The organism is Sphingomonas sp. 7/4-4, assembly GCF_027941955.1.
In the GTDB taxonomy this organism is placed as follows: domain Bacteria; phylum Pseudomonadota; class Alphaproteobacteria; order Sphingomonadales; family Sphingomonadaceae; genus Sphingomonas.
The window spans coordinates 2,083,227-2,097,827 of sequence record NZ_CP115960.1 but is presented as its reverse complement, the minus strand read 5'-3'; the positions used below and the strand labels follow the sequence as shown (position 1 = coordinate 2,097,827).

General features: G+C 65.4%; 17 protein-coding genes and 2 pseudogenes. 11 read left to right on the top strand and 8 right to left on the bottom strand.

What is annotated here, in order from left to right:
* Nucleotides 1-74: 74 nt before the first annotated feature.
* The 3 genes and pseudogenes from PIB19_RS10510 to queE all read left to right on the top strand — a co-directional run bounded on the left by PIB19_RS10510 (nucleotide 75) and on the right by queE (nucleotide 1,952).
* Nucleotides 75-479, top strand: coding sequence for a DUF3617 domain-containing protein (locus PIB19_RS10510; RefSeq protein ID WP_271240769.1), 405 nt, complete (start codon nucleotides 75-77; stop codon nucleotides 477-479).
* 163 nt (nucleotides 480-642) lie between these two features.
* Nucleotides 643-1,324, top strand: a pseudogene (queC, locus tag PIB19_RS10505) (7-cyano-7-deazaguanine synthase QueC).
* Nucleotides 1,321-1,952 (top strand): annotated as a pseudogene (queE, locus tag PIB19_RS10500) (7-carboxy-7-deazaguanine synthase). Before queC ends, queE begins: the two co-directional pseudogenes overlap by 4 nt.
* Before the next feature lie 130 nt (nucleotides 1,953-2,082).
* On the opposite strand, the gene PIB19_RS10495 reads toward queE, so the two are convergent.
* The 3 genes from PIB19_RS10495 to lipB form a co-directional block, all read right to left on the bottom strand.
* Nucleotides 2,083-2,823, bottom strand: a complete 741-nt coding sequence (locus PIB19_RS10495; RefSeq protein ID WP_336297308.1) for a hypothetical protein — start codon at nucleotides 2,821-2,823, stop codon at nucleotides 2,083-2,085.
* A 96-nt stretch (nucleotides 2,824-2,919) separates the two neighbouring features.
* The gene (locus tag PIB19_RS10490; RefSeq protein ID WP_271240768.1) at nucleotides 2,920-3,162 is read right to left on the bottom strand and encodes a hypothetical protein; all 243 of its coding nucleotides are present in this window, start codon (nucleotides 3,160-3,162) and stop codon (nucleotides 2,920-2,922) included.
* A gap of 89 nt (nucleotides 3,163-3,251) precedes the next feature.
* The gene (lipB, locus tag PIB19_RS10485; protein ID WP_271240767.1) at nucleotides 3,252-3,914 is read right to left on the bottom strand and encodes a lipoyl(octanoyl) transferase LipB; all 663 of its coding nucleotides are present in this window, start codon (nucleotides 3,912-3,914) and stop codon (nucleotides 3,252-3,254) included.
* A gap of 92 nt (nucleotides 3,915-4,006) precedes the next feature.
* Here lipB and PIB19_RS10480 point away from each other — a divergent pair, with 92 nt between their 5' ends.
* Nucleotides 4,007-4,831 (top strand): hypothetical protein, encoded by an 825-nt coding sequence (locus PIB19_RS10480; RefSeq protein ID WP_271240766.1) that lies wholly within the window; start codon nucleotides 4,007-4,009, stop codon nucleotides 4,829-4,831.
* Complete coding sequence (locus PIB19_RS10475) at nucleotides 4,828-5,577, top strand: hypothetical protein (protein ID WP_271240765.1); 750 nt, start codon at nucleotides 4,828-4,830, stop codon at nucleotides 5,575-5,577. The genes PIB19_RS10480 and PIB19_RS10475 overlap by 4 nt, the downstream gene beginning before the upstream one ends.
* Here PIB19_RS10475 and PIB19_RS10470 read toward each other — a convergent pair.
* The 3 genes from PIB19_RS10470 to PIB19_RS10460 form a co-directional block, all read right to left on the bottom strand.
* Entirely contained in the window at nucleotides 5,532-6,140 is a 609-nt protein-coding gene (locus tag PIB19_RS10470) for a GNAT family N-acetyltransferase (RefSeq protein ID WP_271240764.1), read from the bottom strand. The two genes, PIB19_RS10475 and PIB19_RS10470, sit on opposite strands and share 46 nt — an antisense overlap.
* On the bottom strand, nucleotides 6,131-6,973 hold the full coding sequence (gene hemF, locus PIB19_RS10465) for an oxygen-dependent coproporphyrinogen oxidase (RefSeq protein ID WP_271240763.1): 843 nt from the start codon (nucleotides 6,971-6,973) through the stop codon (nucleotides 6,131-6,133). The genes PIB19_RS10470 and hemF overlap by 10 nt, the downstream gene beginning before the upstream one ends.
* 61 nt (nucleotides 6,974-7,034) lie before the next feature.
* Entirely contained in the window at nucleotides 7,035-7,484 is a 450-nt protein-coding gene (locus tag PIB19_RS10460) for a tRNA (cytidine(34)-2'-O)-methyltransferase (RefSeq protein ID WP_271240762.1), read from the bottom strand.
* A 93-nt stretch (nucleotides 7,485-7,577) separates the two neighbouring features.
* Here PIB19_RS10460 and PIB19_RS10455 point away from each other — a divergent pair, with 93 nt between their 5' ends.
* The 6 genes from PIB19_RS10455 to PIB19_RS10430 all read left to right on the top strand — a co-directional run bounded on the left by PIB19_RS10455 (nucleotide 7,578) and on the right by PIB19_RS10430 (nucleotide 12,814).
* A complete protein-coding gene (locus PIB19_RS10455; RefSeq protein WP_271240761.1) occupies nucleotides 7,578-8,453 on the top strand; it encodes an alpha/beta fold hydrolase in 876 nt (291 codons plus the stop codon).
* 502 nt (nucleotides 8,454-8,955) lie between these two features.
* Nucleotides 8,956-9,540 carry a ubiquinol-cytochrome c reductase iron-sulfur subunit gene (gene petA, locus PIB19_RS10450; RefSeq protein ID WP_271240760.1) on the top strand — a complete coding sequence of 195 codons (585 nt, stop codon included), beginning with the start codon at nucleotides 8,956-8,958 and terminating at the stop codon, nucleotides 9,538-9,540.
* 2 nt (nucleotides 9,541-9,542) lie between these two features.
* Nucleotides 9,543-10,841: a cytochrome b gene (locus tag PIB19_RS10445; RefSeq protein ID WP_271240960.1), complete on the top strand. Its 1,299-nt coding sequence runs from the start codon at nucleotides 9,543-9,545 to the stop codon at nucleotides 10,839-10,841.
* 15 nt (nucleotides 10,842-10,856) lie between these two features.
* Nucleotides 10,857-11,690 carry a cytochrome c1 gene (locus PIB19_RS10440; protein ID WP_271240759.1) on the top strand — a complete coding sequence of 278 codons (834 nt, stop codon included), beginning with the start codon at nucleotides 10,857-10,859 and terminating at the stop codon, nucleotides 11,688-11,690.
* 85 nt (nucleotides 11,691-11,775) lie between these two features.
* Entirely contained in the window at nucleotides 11,776-12,315 is a 540-nt protein-coding gene (locus PIB19_RS10435; RefSeq protein ID WP_271240758.1) for an adenine phosphoribosyltransferase, read from the top strand.
* Between the two features lie 91 nt (nucleotides 12,316-12,406).
* Nucleotides 12,407-12,814 (top strand): hypothetical protein, encoded by a 408-nt coding sequence (locus PIB19_RS10430; protein WP_271240757.1) that lies wholly within the window; start codon nucleotides 12,407-12,409, stop codon nucleotides 12,812-12,814.
* Here the strand turns inward: PIB19_RS10430 and PIB19_RS10425 are convergent.
* Both PIB19_RS10425 and PIB19_RS10420 read right to left on the bottom strand, forming a co-directional pair.
* The gene (locus PIB19_RS10425; RefSeq protein ID WP_271240756.1) at nucleotides 12,811-13,263 is read right to left on the bottom strand and encodes a MaoC family dehydratase; all 453 of its coding nucleotides are present in this window, start codon (nucleotides 13,261-13,263) and stop codon (nucleotides 12,811-12,813) included. The genes PIB19_RS10430 and PIB19_RS10425 overlap by 4 nt on opposite strands.
* Before the next feature lie 38 nt (nucleotides 13,264-13,301).
* Entirely contained in the window at nucleotides 13,302-14,564 is a 1,263-nt protein-coding gene (locus PIB19_RS10420; RefSeq protein ID WP_271240755.1) for an alkaline phosphatase family protein, read from the bottom strand.
* Between the last annotated feature and the right edge of the window lie 37 nt (nucleotides 14,565-14,601).

Here is a 14,601-nt window from a genome sequence, read left to right as displayed (position 1 = left end):
CCATATCTTCCTCGAACCGGGACGCAGATCTCGATTGGGGCGCCGGAATATGCGGCCTGGGGCGGGGAGTTGATATGGTGCTTAAGCGTTTGATGCGCCCGATGATTGCCGGTGCGTTGCTCCTGTTCGGAGCCGCGGGCGCGACTGCGCAGCGCGACCCTGTGCCGAACGCGCTCAACGGGATCGAGCGCGGCCAATGGCAGCTCAAGTCCGTGGACGGCGGCTTGCGGCAGCTTTGCGTGCGCAGCCCCGCCGACTTGCTCCAGATCATGCACGGCAATACCCAGTGCGAGCATTTCGTGATGGACAGCAGCGCGCGCGGCGCCACCATCCGCTATACCTGCCCCAGCCACGGTCATGGCCGCACCGCCATCTCGATCGACACGCCGCGCGTGATCAATCTCGAGACCCAGGGAGTTGCGGACGGTGCGCCTTTCTCCGAGCGCTTCGAGGGGCGGCGGACAGGCGTCTGCAACTGATCCCGGCCAGGGATACGTTTCGTTAACCCTTGTCGGTTAGATTTGGGCTGCTCCTTCGAGAGCATTTTCCTCTCTGGCAACATCCCTAACTGGGCCGCTTCGGCGGCCCATTTTGATTCAGCCTGTTTTGATTCAGCACGCGAAAGCGGCTAGCGGCTGGGCCATGACCGACAGCGTAGCAGTTGCCCTGATCTCGGGCGGGTTGGATTCGATGGTTTCGGCCGCGCGCGCGCGAGGACGGGCACCGGCTGCTCGCACTCTCGATCGACTATAACCAGCGCCACCATGTCGAACTTGCCGCGGCGCGCCGCATCGCGCAGGTGCTCGGCGCCGAGCGCCACGTGGTACTGCCGCTGGATCTGCGCGCGTTCGGCGGATCGGCGCTGACTGCCGAGATCGACGTTCCCAAGCAGGGTGTCGGCGACGACATCCCGGTGACCTATGTGCCTGCGCGCAACACCATCTTCCTCAGCCTCGCGCTCGGCTGGGCGGAGGCGGCGGGCGCGCGTGACATCTATATCGGCGTCAATGCGCTGGATTATTCGGGCTATCCCGATTGCCGCCCCGAATTCATCGCCGGGTTCGAGAAGCTCGCCGAAATCGCGACCAAGGCGGGCGTCGAGGGCGCACCGTTCCGGATCCGCGCGCCGTTGCAGGAGATGACCAAGGCCGACATCGTCCGCGAGGCGGCACGGCTCGGGCTCGACGCGGGCATGAGCTGGTCGTGCTACGATCCCGCGCCCGGCAGCCTGCATTGCGGGCTGTGCGACAGCTGCCGGCTGCGTTCGAAAGGTTTCGAGGAGGCCGGCATTCCCGATCCGACGCGCTACGCGACCGTTCCATGAGCTACGCCGTCAAGGAGATGTTCCTCACGCTCCAGGGCGAGGGGTGAACGCGGGCGCGCGCGCGGTGTTCGTGCGATTCGCCGGGTGCAACCTCTGGTCGGGGCGCGAGCAGGATCGCGCGACGGCGGTCTGCCGGTTCTGCGACACCGATTTCGTAGGAACCGATGGTCTGGGCGGGGGCAAGTTTGCCGACGCGGACGCGCTGGCGGATGCGGTCGTCGGGCATTGGGGAGCGGAGCCGCTCGCTCGCTTCGTCGTCCTGACCGGTGGCGAGCCGATGCTGCAGGTCGACGATGCACTGGTCGATGCACTCCACATGCGCGGCTTCCGGATCGCGATCGAGAGCAATGGCACGCTGCCCGTGCATCCCGGGATCGACTGGGTGTGCATCAGCCCAAAGGCCGGAAGCGAAGTGATCCAGCGCTCGGGCGACGAGCTCAAGCTGGTATGGCCACAGGCGGGGACGGATCTCGATACGCTGGAGACCTGGGACTTCCGCCACTTCCTCGTCCAGCCGATGGACAGCGCCGAAGCCGAGGCGAACACCCGCGCCGCAGTCGTGCTGGCGATGGAGCGGCCGCGCTGGCGGCTATCGCTCCAGACGCACAAGCTACTAGGCTTGCGCTAGAACGGGATGGCTAGCTTACCTTCTCCGTTCGTTTCGAGCGTAGTCGAGAAACATGGCGTCACGCCTGGCTCGGTTTCTCGACTGCGCTCGAAACGAACGGATCAGAGTGAAGGCATCAGATTCCGGGCGCCTAACGCGTCGCGAGCAGCGCGCCGCATTTCTTCACCTGGTACGTGCCCTTGCGCCAGCATTTGTCGTTGCTGAAGAAGGGAGGGAGCGATGCGGTGGCCAGGCCCCGATAGCTCAGGCTGCGGCGCAACTGCTCGCCCCATGGCGTAAGGCTGGCGCGAAGCTCGCGTATCCGTTCCTGCGCGACCTCACCGAAAGTACCGCGCCGGGCGAACAGCGCTTCATGGCCGATTGCGGCGGCCGTCTGGCAGAAAGATAGCTGGCCAGAGACAGTTGAAAAGCCCGAATAGACGCGAGTTCCGAACCTGTCGAGTTCGGTTTGTCCGGCCTTCTTGGTCTTGTTCTGGCGTGTAAAATATTTCTCGAGCGTTCCATAGGATTCACGCAGTTCGACTTCGTGATCTTTGAGGATCGCATTGTAATTGCCGAGCGTCAGCAGCGTCGGCTCGAACTGGCATTGGAGCGCGGCAACGTTGAGCGCGGCTCGCAGATTCCACACCAGGGCGGCGCGGAGCTCGGCAGGGCTGGCGTCGGGCAGCGCGGGGCCTGTCATGCCCGGCTCGGTGCCGGTCACGCGGCCGCTCGGCATCGCCGCGGACTTCAGAAAAAACTGCGCCGATGCGGGGGCGGCGGAGAGAAAGCCGGCCGCTACGGCAAGTACGGAAACGAAACGCGGAACTGGCATCACGCCCTCTTTTTGCTGGTCCCACGCGTGGTTAGGGCTTTTCGACTCCGTGCCCAAGCCCTTTTTTCGCCGCTTGCGGAGCGGCCCCGGGCCCAACGAAAAGGGCCGCCCGGTTGCCCGGGCGGCCCTATCAAACACGCTGACGCGCGATGATTACATCGCGTTCGCGGTGTTCTCGGTAACCGTGGTGTTCGCCTCGGCGCCCATGTTGTCCATCGGAGCAGCCGCATCGATGTTCGTGACCATCGTGTCGGTCGTGGTGACGTTCTCGGTCGGAACGACTTCGGTGGTGTTGGTGACGTTGGTCGAAGACTCGTTGCTGGTGCACGCCGAGGCCAGAAGGGCCGCACCGGCGATCATCGAACCTGCAACGATCTTGGAAAGGACTGCACGCATGTAATAGCTCCCTAGATAATGGATTTGGACAGCGGATACGCCGTTAATACCCAAACCGACGTGGACATTAGTCGGTTTGGGGCAAGCCCTCAAGACTCGATTTGCCCGCCAGTAGAGAGAGCCGTCAAAAATGGCAGGAATGTGGCGGAGAGCGCGGAATCGAAGCGCTCGATGCTCACCTGCTTGCCCAGGGCCGCGGCGCTCGTCACCGGGAATTCGGCGATGCCGCAGGGTACGATGCCGGTGAAGTGGCTGAGATCGGGGGAAAGGTTCACTGCGAAGCCGTGGAGCGTCACCCATTGCCGGATGCGGACGCCGATCGCGCCGATTTTCGCCTCGCGGCCGGCCGCGTCGCGCGTCCAGATGCCGATCCGGCCCTGGGCGCGGAACGCCTCGATCCCGCATTCGGCCAATGCGGCGATCACCCAGCCTTCGAGCGCATGGACATAACAGCGCACGTCGCGGCGGCGCTCGCGCAGATCGAGCACGACATAGCCGATCCGCTGGCCGGGGCCGTGATAGGTGTAGCGTCCGCCGCGGCCGGTCTTGTGCACGGGGAAGCGCGGATCGAGCAATTCGGCGGCGTCGGTCGCGCTGGTGCCCGCGGTATAGACCGGCGGATGCTCGAGCAGCCACACCAATTCGCGTGCGTCCCCGCGCGTCACGGCGGCGGCGCGCGCCTCCATTTCCGCCAGTGCCGCGCCATAGTCGATCCGCCCGGGTTCGACGCGCCATTCGATTTCGGATGTCATGTCCCGCCGATAAAGGGATTTGCGCAGCCATTGGCAAGCCTCCGGCCGACGGCTAACACGAGGCTCGAGGAGGCGAAGGGGATGTGCGCGTCATGGTGAAGATGGCTGGAGTCTGGGATCGGACGGCCGAGTTCCTGAGCGACAACCTTGCTGCCGTCCTGCCGATCGCGTTGCTCACCTTCTTCGTGCCCGCGTCGATCAAGGGCAATTTCACCGCGGCGATGACCGGAGCGAGCGAGGAACTGAAGATCCTGCTCACCGTGCTCCAGGTCCTGTTCGCGATCCTTTCGGTCTGGGGATCGCTGGCGATCACTGCGATGGCGCTCGACATCGCCGGCGAGCGCAGCGCGGCGAGCATCGCCACGCGGCGCTTGCTCCCCGCGCTGGTGGTCTCGATCGTGATGATCGTGGTCGCCTCGGCGCTGGTGCTTCCGGTGCCGGGCGTGCTGGCGTTCAACGGCTATGACATGGCGGCGATGGCGCGGGACGAAGAGGTCAATTTGAGCATGAGCGTGGCGGTATTCATCGTCCTCTATCTGCTTGCATTGGTGTTCCTCATCGTCTGGCTGATCGCGCGGTTCGTGGTCGCTACGCCTGTGCTGGTCCGCGAGAGCCGCGTGCTGAGCGCGCTCGGCGAATCATGGCGGCTGACGCGCGGCGTGGGGCTGCGCATCGTCGGCGTGATCATCCTCTTCGTGATCGTGAGCTGGGTGGCCATGCTTGCCGCCATGACCGTGTTCGGCAGCATCTTCGCGCTGGTCGCGGGGCGGGGCGACGGGGTGACGCTGTCGGGCGTGATGACCTCGATCGTCGTCGCGGCGGTGCAATCGGCCTTCATGGTCATTCCGCCGGTCTTCACCGCCAAACTGTATCTCGCGCTGACCGCCGCGCGCTTCCGCCACGAAGCCGACGCATGACGCTCAGCCTCGCCGGCGTGCTCGCCGACGCCCGAACGCTCTGGCGCCGCGAGCGCGAACTGCTCCTGCCGATCGCGGGCATGTTCTTCGTCGTGCCGATGCTCGGGATCATCCTCCTGCTCGCCGGCAGCGGCTTCCCGGGCGACGTCCCGCCGGAGAAGTTGCGCGAGGCGGTGATGGCGTTCTACACCGCCAATCTACTGCCGATCCTGCTCGCCAATCTCGCGATCGACTTCGGCACCTTCGCCATGCTCAACCTATACCTGCAGGGCGGCGGACGCACGCTGGGCGAAGTGCTGGCGCTCACGCTCCGGCGGCTGCTGCCCTGGCTGGCGATCGACATTATCGCGGCATTGCTGTTCAGCTTCGGCTCCTCGCTCCTGCTGCTGCCCGGGCTGTTCGCCTTCGGGCGGACCTGGCTTGCCGGCCCGGCCTTTGCCGCCGCGCCCGAGCGCGGCGTGATCGCGGCATTCCGGCAAGGCTGGCGGAGCAGCGCCGGCTTCGGCTGGATCGTACTGCTGGCGGCGGCGGGGTTCGTGCTGCTTGGCGCGATGATGCTGGTGGTGGTCTCTACCAGCGTGCTCGCGGGGCTCGGCGCTGCGGTCGGGGATGCGCAGGTCGTGGTGGCGATCGGCTATGTCGTCACGGCCTTGATCGGTGGATTTGCCTGGTCGACACTCGCGGTGCTTCGCGTCGCCGCTTATTTGCGGGCCGCGTCCGGACAGGGGCCCAAACAGGGAATGTGAGGCGCGGCGTCGGGCACGAGGATCCCGGCGATCCGCGGATCGGCGAAGGTCTCCACCGTGCGCTTGTAGGGAACGAAGCCGTGGCGGCGGTAGAAGCCGAGCGCCGCCGGATGATCGAGCGTGCAGGTATGCACCCAGACGCGCTCCACGCCTTTGCGCCACGCCAGGCCCAGCGCCTGCGCCATCAGCCAGCCGCCATTGCCCTTGCCGGTGAGTTCGGGGACCAGCCCGAAATAGGATAATTCGCAGGTCCCCTCGACACGGAAGTCGAGCTCGATCATGCCGAGCTCGATCCCGGCCCGGTCGGTGGCGGCATAGACTTCGATCCGCGCGTCATCGAGGATGCGGCGCAGTGCCTCCTCGGGGATCACCAGCCGCGAGAACCACAGCCAGGGCTCGCCGACGCGGCGGAACAGCGCGCGATATTTGTCGCTCGCCGGCGCGGGCCAGTGCGTGAGCTTGAGCGGCGAGGGCGGGGCCGGCCGCAGCGGCGGCTTCTTCCGCATCTCCAGCGAGGTGACGACCGTCGCGATCTCGCCGTCGGGGACGGGCGTCAGGCCCATGCCGCCATCGGGGGCAGGCTCATCAGGATCGCGTCGACATTGCCGCCGGTCTTGAGCCCGAACAGGGTGCCGCGATCGTAGATCAGGTTGAACTCGGCATAGCGCCCGCGCCATTCGAGCTGCCGGGCCTTGTCGGCTTCGGTGAAGGGTGCATCCATCCGCCGGCGGACGATGCGCGGAAATACGTCGAGGAACGCGCGGCCGACGTCCTGGGTGAACGCGAAATCCGCCTCCCAATCGGCCTCGACATGATCGTAGAAGATCCCGCCGACGCCGCGATGCACTTTCCGGTGCGGGATGTAGAAATAGTCGTCGGCCCATTTCCTGAAGCGCGGATAATAGTCCGGATCGTGCTTGTCGCACGCCGCCTTCAGCACCGCATGGAACTCGGCGGTGTCCTCCTCCACCGGGATCGGCGGGTTGAGATCGGCGCCGCCGCCGAACCAGCGTTTCGTGGTGCACAGGAAGCGCGTGTTCATATGGACCGCGGGCACGTGTGGATTGGCCATGTGCGCGACGAGGCTGATCCCCGTGGCGAAGAAGCTGGGGTCCTCGCCCGCGCCGTGGATCGTCTTTGCGAAATCGCCTTCGAAGCTGCCGCCGACGGTCGAGACATTGACGCCGACCTTCTCGAACACCTTGCCCTTCATCACGCCGCGCACGCCGCCACCGCCCGGTTGGCCGCTGGGATCGGTGCGGTCCCAGGCGAGATACTCGAAGCGCGCGTCGGATCCCGCCTCAGCCTCGATCGCCTCGAACTCTGCGCAGATCGATGTGCGCAGGCTTTCGAACCAGGTTCGGGCGGCTTGCTGCTGGGGGTCGAGCTCTTGCATGGCCGGCCTAGTAAGCGGGGGCGGGGAAGCGTGTCGAGTGGACAGATTGTACTTCTGAGACTCAGGCGGGCCAGCCGCTGGTCTGGCGCAGCGCCTCGCCCAGCGCCATGCCTGCTGCGATCGCGACGTTGAGCGAGCGGAATCCCGGCGCGAGCGGAATGCGCAGCGCGAGATCGGCGCGGGCATGGACGAAATCGGGCGCGCCCGCGCTTTCCGATCCGAGCAGGAGCGTGTCGCCGGGCGCGAACCGCGCCTCGTCGAGCCGTGTGCCGCCCCGGGTGGTGAGCAGGATGATTCGGCCCGGGACCTGCGCCACAAATGCGTCCCAGTCGGCATGGCGCCGGACTTCGGCCTGCGCGGCATAGTCCATGCCCGCGCGTGCCAATGCGCGATCGCTCCACGGGAAGCCCATCGGCTCGATCAGGTCCACGGGCACGTTCACGCACGCGCCGAGGCGGAGAATCGTGCCGACATTGCCGGCGATATCGGGCTGGAACAAAGCGATGCGCATGGTCGGCCGGAGTTAGCGGCCACGGCTGCGCGCGTCACCCTGTCATGATCCTTATACCTTCCCGTGCGTTCCCCGCCGCGAAAGGAAGGCGGCATGCTGAATATCCAGAAGGGCAGGCACCGCACGGTCGAAGTCGACAGCGTGAACCTGTTCTATCGCGAGGCGGGACGGCGCGATGCGCCCGGTGTCCTGCTGCTCCACGGCCAGCCCAGCTCATCGTACGGCTTCCGCGACGTGATCAGCCCGCTGGCGGAAGTGGCGCGGGTCGTCGCGCCCGATCTGCCCGGGTTCGGCTTCACGGAGGCGCCCGAAGACTATCCGTACACGTTCGAGGCCATGGCGCGGACGATCGACGCCCTGACGCGCAAGATCGGGCTCGATCGGTTCTTCCTCTACGTCCACGATTTCGGCGCACCGGTCGCTTATTATCTGGCGCTGGCGCGGCCCGATCGGGTGCTTGGACTCGTCATCCAGAACGGCAATGCCCATCAGGAGGGCCTCGGCCCGACCTGGGACGCGAGCAAGGCCTATTGGGCGGATCCCACGCCGGAGAATCGCGCGAAACTTCCCGAATGGCTGGATTTCGAGGGTGTGCGGCACACCTATGTCGGTGACATCCCGGATCGGCTCGAGCCGCTTTTCCCGCCCGAGGGCTGGCATCTCGATTGGGAACGGATGCGCCGGCCGGGGCTGGTCGAGATACAGTTCCGGATCTTCGCCGATTATGGCCGCCACGTCGCCCGCTTTCCGGAGATATCGGCCTATCATCGCGATCATCAGCCGCCCGCGCTCCTGCTCTGGGGGCGGCACGACCCGTATTTCGAAATCGAGGAGGTGCTCGCTTATGCCCGCGAGCTCGATCGCCTGGACATGCACATCTACGACGCGGCGCACTTGCTGCTGGAGACGCACGCTCAGGAATGCGCCGCCCTGATGTGCGAGTTCATCCTGAACGTGCAGGGCGATTGAGCCGGGGAGCGGGTCAATCTGCGACGAGCACTGGTAATGTAGGATTTGCTCTGCTCTCGTCCGCACATGGACCTGAGCCGCATCGACATTCGACTCTTCCTCCTCCCTCGCAGGGAGGGGCGTAAGTTTGTTGAAGTCGATACGGCTGGGCCGGATTTCGAACCGCATCTCCGCACGTCGGTTGACTCACACATGCGCAAACGAGTCAAGCTAGTGTCAACCTGCGCGGTGCCGGAAAAGCCCGAAACCGCGCAAATCCGCTCTTTTCGAAACCAACCAAACGGTTGGCATCGCGATTCCTGCCAACCTTTCGGTGGGCTATCGGCTCCCCGACACCTTGCAGTCACCCGCGGTTCAAAATCCCTGTTGGCAAAGCAGCTTCCCCGCGTCTATCAGGCCGCCCAAGCCACCGGGGGCACCGGGCGGCTCTGGGCGCGTATGCGCCTGCGTCCTCTTAAGCCGCGCGTTCCTCGCGGATTGTTCGAAGTGCAAGGGCTGAAGCATGGCAACGCTTGAAGACGGTGTTTCCCCGACCCAGACCGTGGTCCCACCAGGCGAAGTGATCGAGAACCCGCGCCGCCGCGATTATCTCACGATCGCCGCCGTTTCGTTCGCAGGCGTAGGCGCGGGCGTCACCGTGCTGCCGCTGATCAATTCGATGAACCCCTCCGCCGACGTGCTCGCGCAGTCGACCACAGAGATCGATCTCTCCAAGATCGATCCCGGAATGGCGATCAAGGCGAGCTTCCGCAAGCAGCCCTTGTTCGTGCGCAATCTCATGCCGGCAGAGATCGCCGCGGCCGACGCGGTCCCCGTGTCGAGCCTGCGCGATCCGCAGACGCTGGAGCAGCGCACCAAGGAAGGCCATACCAACTGGCTGATCACCTTGGGCGTGTGCACCCATCTCGGCTGCGTGCCGCTGGGTGCGGGCGAGGGCGAGAATCGCGGCCCCTTCGGCGGCTATTTCTGCCCCTGCCACGGCTCGGCCTATGATACCGCGGGCCGCATCCGTCAGGGTCCCGCGCCGAAGAACCTCGAGGTTCCCGAATATGCATTCACGTCCGACACTGTCGTCGTGGTCGGTTGAGGATAGACGCAGATGAGCTTCCCTGGGCACGCCATTACGAACCCAAGAACCCGCTGACGCAGTGGATCGACAGCCGTCTTCCGCTGCCGCGCTTCGTCTATAACGCGGTCGGCGCCGGCTATCCGGTGCCGCGCAACCTCAATTATTTCTGGAACTTCGGCGTGCTCGCCGGCGTGGCGCTGGTCGTCCAGATCGTCACCGGCATCGTGCTCGCGATGCATTTCCACTCCTCGGCCGCCGGCGCGTTCGAGAGCGTCAACGTAGGCATCATGCGTGACGTGAATGCGGGCTGGTTCCTGCGTTTCGCGCACGCCAACGGCGCCAGCATGTTCCTAACCGTGGTCTATATCCACATCTTCCGCGGCCTATATTACGGATCGTACAAGGCGCCGCGCGAGATGGTGTGGCTGATCGGCGTGGTGATCTTCCTGCTGCTGATGGCCACGGCGTTCATGGGCTATGTGCTTCCCTGGGGGCAGATGAGCTTCTGGGGCGCGCAGGTGATCACCGGCTTCTTCTCGGCGATTCCCGTGGTCGGCGACTGGATCCGGATCTGGCTGCTCGGCGGCTATGCGCCGGACGACGCCGCGCTCAACCGCTTCTTCTCGCTCCATTATCTGCTGCCCTTCGTGATCGCGGGCGCCGTGATCCTCCACATCTGGGCGCTGCACATCCCCGGCTCGGGCAACCCGACCGGCGTGGAAGTGAAGGGCGAGCAGGACACCGTTCCGTTCCATCCTTACTACACCGCGAAGGACGGCTTCGGCGTCGGCGTGTTCATGATCGTGTTCGCGACGCTGATCTTCTTCTTCCCCGATTATCTGGGCCATCCGGACAATTACATCCCGGCCAACCCGCTCTCGACCCCCGCGCACATCGTCCCCGAATGGTATTTCTGGCCGTTCTACGCGATCCTGCGCGCCTTCACCGCGGACTTCATCATCCCGGCGAAGCTGTGGGGCGTGGTCGCGATGTTCGGCTCGATCCTGCTGCTGTTCTTCCTGCCCTGGCTCGACAAGTCGCCGGTGCGCTCGGCGAACTTCCGCCCGGCCTATCGCGTCGCCTTCTGGGTGCTCGTGGTGGACGTGCTGGTGCTGGGCTATTGCGGCGGTTCGGCCGCGACGCCGGGGATCGTGCTGCTCAGCCAGATCACCGCGATGTATTATTTCGCGCACTTCCTGATCATCGTGCCGATCATCTCGCGCCTCGAGCGCCCAAAGCCGCTGCCCAACTCGATCACCGAGGCAGTGCTGGGCGACAAGAGCGGCTCGCGGATGAGCGAAACGGCGCTGAGCGCGTAAAGGGGTATCGAAAACATGCTTCCGCTGTTCCTGCGCTCGATCAAATTCCTTGTCGGTGGCGCCTTCATCTTCGTCCTGGCGCTCGCGCTGTTCGGTACCGTCTCGAGCTGGATCACCGATCCGCCGCAGCCGACCGCCGAGGAGGAATTCCATCACCATCCCAAGGAGCTCGCGCTCAAGTCGGATGGCCCCTTCGGCAAGTTCGACAACCAGCAGCTGCAGCGCGGCTTCCTGGTCTTCGAGAAGGTCTGCGCGGCCTGTCACTCGCTGAACCTCGTCTCGTTCCGCGACCTTCAGCAGATCGGCTATAACGAAGCCGAGGTGAAGAAGATCGCCAAGGACTGGCCGTTCAAGCAGCCGGTGCAGGATGCCAAGGCGGGCACGTGGGGCGAGCGCGACAATCTGCCGTCGGATCGCTTCCCCAAGGTCTATTATCCGGGCACGGGCACGCCGCCCGATCTCAGCCTGATCACCAAGGCACGGCATGGTGGCGCGGCATATGTCCACTCGCTGCTGACGGGGTATGAGGAGAAGCAGCCTGCCGAGCTGCTGGCGAAGTTCCCGGGCGCCAAGACGCCTGACGGTTCGCACTACAATCCCTATTTCGCCAACCTCAACATCGCGATGCCCCCGCCGCTGACCGCCGCCGATCAGGTCACCTATTCGGACGGCACCGCGGCGACTGTGGAGAATATGGCGAAGGACGTTTCGGCGTTCCTCGTCTGGACGGCCGAGCCGACGATGGAGCGTCGCCACGCGGCCGGCCTCGCCGTGGTGATCTTCCTGCTGATCGCGACGGGCCTCGCTTATGGCGCGTATCTCACCGTGTGGCGGGGCGTGAAGCACTGAGGCTGCCCGCCCCATCGCCGAACTGACGAAGTCCCGCCGCGGCCCAGCCCGGCGGGATTTCCTTTGGGAACCGAGAGCCGACGACATGGCGAACGACAATGACGACATCCGGCGGCGCATCCGCACCATCCCCGATTTCCCCAAGCCGGGGATCCTGTTCCGCGACATCACGACGCTGCTGCTCGACGCAGAGGGGCTGCGGCTGACGATCGACCGCATGGCCGAAGCGGTCGGCGGGAAGGTCGATCTCGTCGCCGGGGTGGAGGCACGCGGCTTCCTGTTCGGCGCGGCGCTGGCAGTGAAGCTGGGCACCGGGGTGCTGCTGATCCGCAAGGACGGCAAGCTGCCCGGCGCGACGATCGCCGAGGATTATGCACTCGAATACGGTACCGATCGCATCGCCATCCACGCCGATGCCTGTGCGCCCGGCGCGCGGGTACTGCTGGTTGACGACCTCATCGCCACCGGCGGCACTGCGCGTGCCGCGGTGCGGCTGCTCCATAAAGCCGGGGCCGAAGTGGTCCAGGCGGCATTCGTGGTCGACTTGCCCGAACTGGGCGGTGCGGACGCGCTGCGCGGCGACGGCATCGCCGTGAACGCGCTGGTGGCGTTCGACGACCACTGAGCCGGAACATCGGCCCGCCCGCGACGTTCTAAACTGGTTAGCCGTCCTTCAGGCGTCTCCAGAGCGCCATGACGGTGCCGGAGAGACGCACATGCTGATTCACCGCATTTCCGCCGCCGGCCTGGCCATCGCGCTGGGCTTGACCGCCGCCGCCTGCACCGAAGACGGCTATGGCTATTCGGGCGTCTCGGTCGGTTATTCGAGCGGCGGCTATTACGACGATTACGACCCTTATTACAGCTACGGGCCGAGCTCCTATTTCGGCTGGTACGGGGACTATTACTATCCGGGCACCGGCTATTACGTCTATGATCGCTACCGCCGTCCGCATCGCTGGAACAACGGGCAGCAGCGCTATTGGTATGATCGCGGCCGCGAGTGGCGCGGTGATCGGCGGGAGAATTGGGGCAGCTTCGGTAACCGGCGCGGCGAGCGGCGCGACTGGGACCGCGGTAACCGTCGCCCCGACCGCGGCGAGCGTCGCTATCGGCGCAACTAGGCGCTCGGCGGCCGCCGCCGCATCAGCGCGAGGGCAGTGAAGCTCAGCACCGGTTCGTCCTTCTGGTTGAAGGTGGTCATCCGGTTGCGGACGCTGCCCATTTCCGGGCGGCTCTGTGAGGGACGCACTTCGAGCACTTCGCTCTCGCAACGCAGCACGTCGCCCGGATAGACCGGCTTGAGCCAGCGCAGCTCGTCGACGCCGGCGGCGCCGAGGCTCGCCTGCGGATGGACCTTCATCTCGGCGACGAACATCGACATGGTCATCGCGCAAGTGTGCCAGCCGCTCGCCGCCAGCCGCCCGAAATGGGTCTGCGCGGCCGCCTCGTCGGAGAGATGGAAGGGCTGGGGATCGTATTTCCCGGCGAACTCCAGCACTTCCTCGCGGGTGACTTCATAGCGGCCGAAGCTGCGCGTCATGCCCACTTCGATATCGTCCAGATACAGCATGATATGAGTTTCGGATGAAAACCGAAACTTGGCAAGCCCTAGCGGAGCGCATCCCTGAACGGCGCGTCGGTGCCGTCGATGTCGGGCTTGGCGGGCAGCTTCAGCAGGTCGCGCAGCAGTGGATAGACGTCGACATTGTCGAACGGCGCGAGCTTTGCCGGCCGGAAGGCCGGGCCATGGCCGATGAACAATGCCGCCATATCGGGCGCGAAATTGTCATAGCCGTGCTCGCCCCCAGCGAAGCGCTTCTCGGACGGCTTCGCGTTGATCAGCCAGCCGGTCTCGGCGAGGCAGACTATCGGCGGAATCCGCAGGTTGGTGCCGTAATGGAAGCGCGCCGGAATCTCGCTCTTGCGCCAGCATTCGTAATGCGCGTGCTTGCCCAGCAGTGCCTTTTCGACCGCTGCCACCTTGCCCGGCATCGGCGTCAGGCTGGCATAGGTACCCGATTCGAACAGTTCCAAATCGTCGAGCGGCACGATCTGGTTCAATGCGATGACGCGGCTGCTTTGGGTCGGCGCCATGCCGTGATCCGAGACGATCACCAGATTGGCGGGCTGGCGCAGTTCGCCGAGCCCGTCGACCAGCTGGCCCATCCATTTGTCGACCTGCGCCACGGCTTCGAGCGTCCTCGCGTCGCCCGGACCGAACTTGTGTCCCGCCGTATCGACGACGTCGAAATAGAGCGTCAGGAACAGGGGGCGGATCGCCGCGGGGCGCCGCAGCCAGTCGAGGATGCCGTTGACGCGCTGCTCGCCGGTGATCGACTGGTTGAACTGCTGCCAGTCCGAGGGCCGCTCGCCGCCGATCGTCTCCCAGTCCTTCGGCTTTTCCTTGTGGCCGCCGATCGCGACGTTCGAGCCGGGCCAGAACTGGGTTCCGGTGCGGATGCCCGCATGCTCGGCATCGAGCCAGATCGGCTCGGCGGCGTTCCACCAGAAAGGGTCGTCGGTCGCCATATTGAAGGTTTCGTCGGGACGCTTCGGATCCTCCATCTTGTTGGCGACGATGCCGTGGCGATCGGGGCGCAGGCCGGTCACCAAAGTCCAGTGATTGGGGTAGGTCTTGCTCGGGAAGCTCGGCCGCATCGCCGCAAACGCGCCTTCCGCGGCGAGCCGCGACAGCACCGGCGTCACGCCCTTTTCGAGATAGTCCGGCCGGAACCCGTCGATCGAGATGAGGATCGTCACCGGCGCGCGCGTTTCGACCGTCGTCGCGGTCTGTGCCGCGGCGGGCATCGGGAGCGTGCAGGTCTGGAGGGCGGCGAGAACGGCGAGGCCGAGCTTGAAGATCGAACGCATCGCGGATCCTTGCCACGCGCATGTTGCGGCGGAAAGT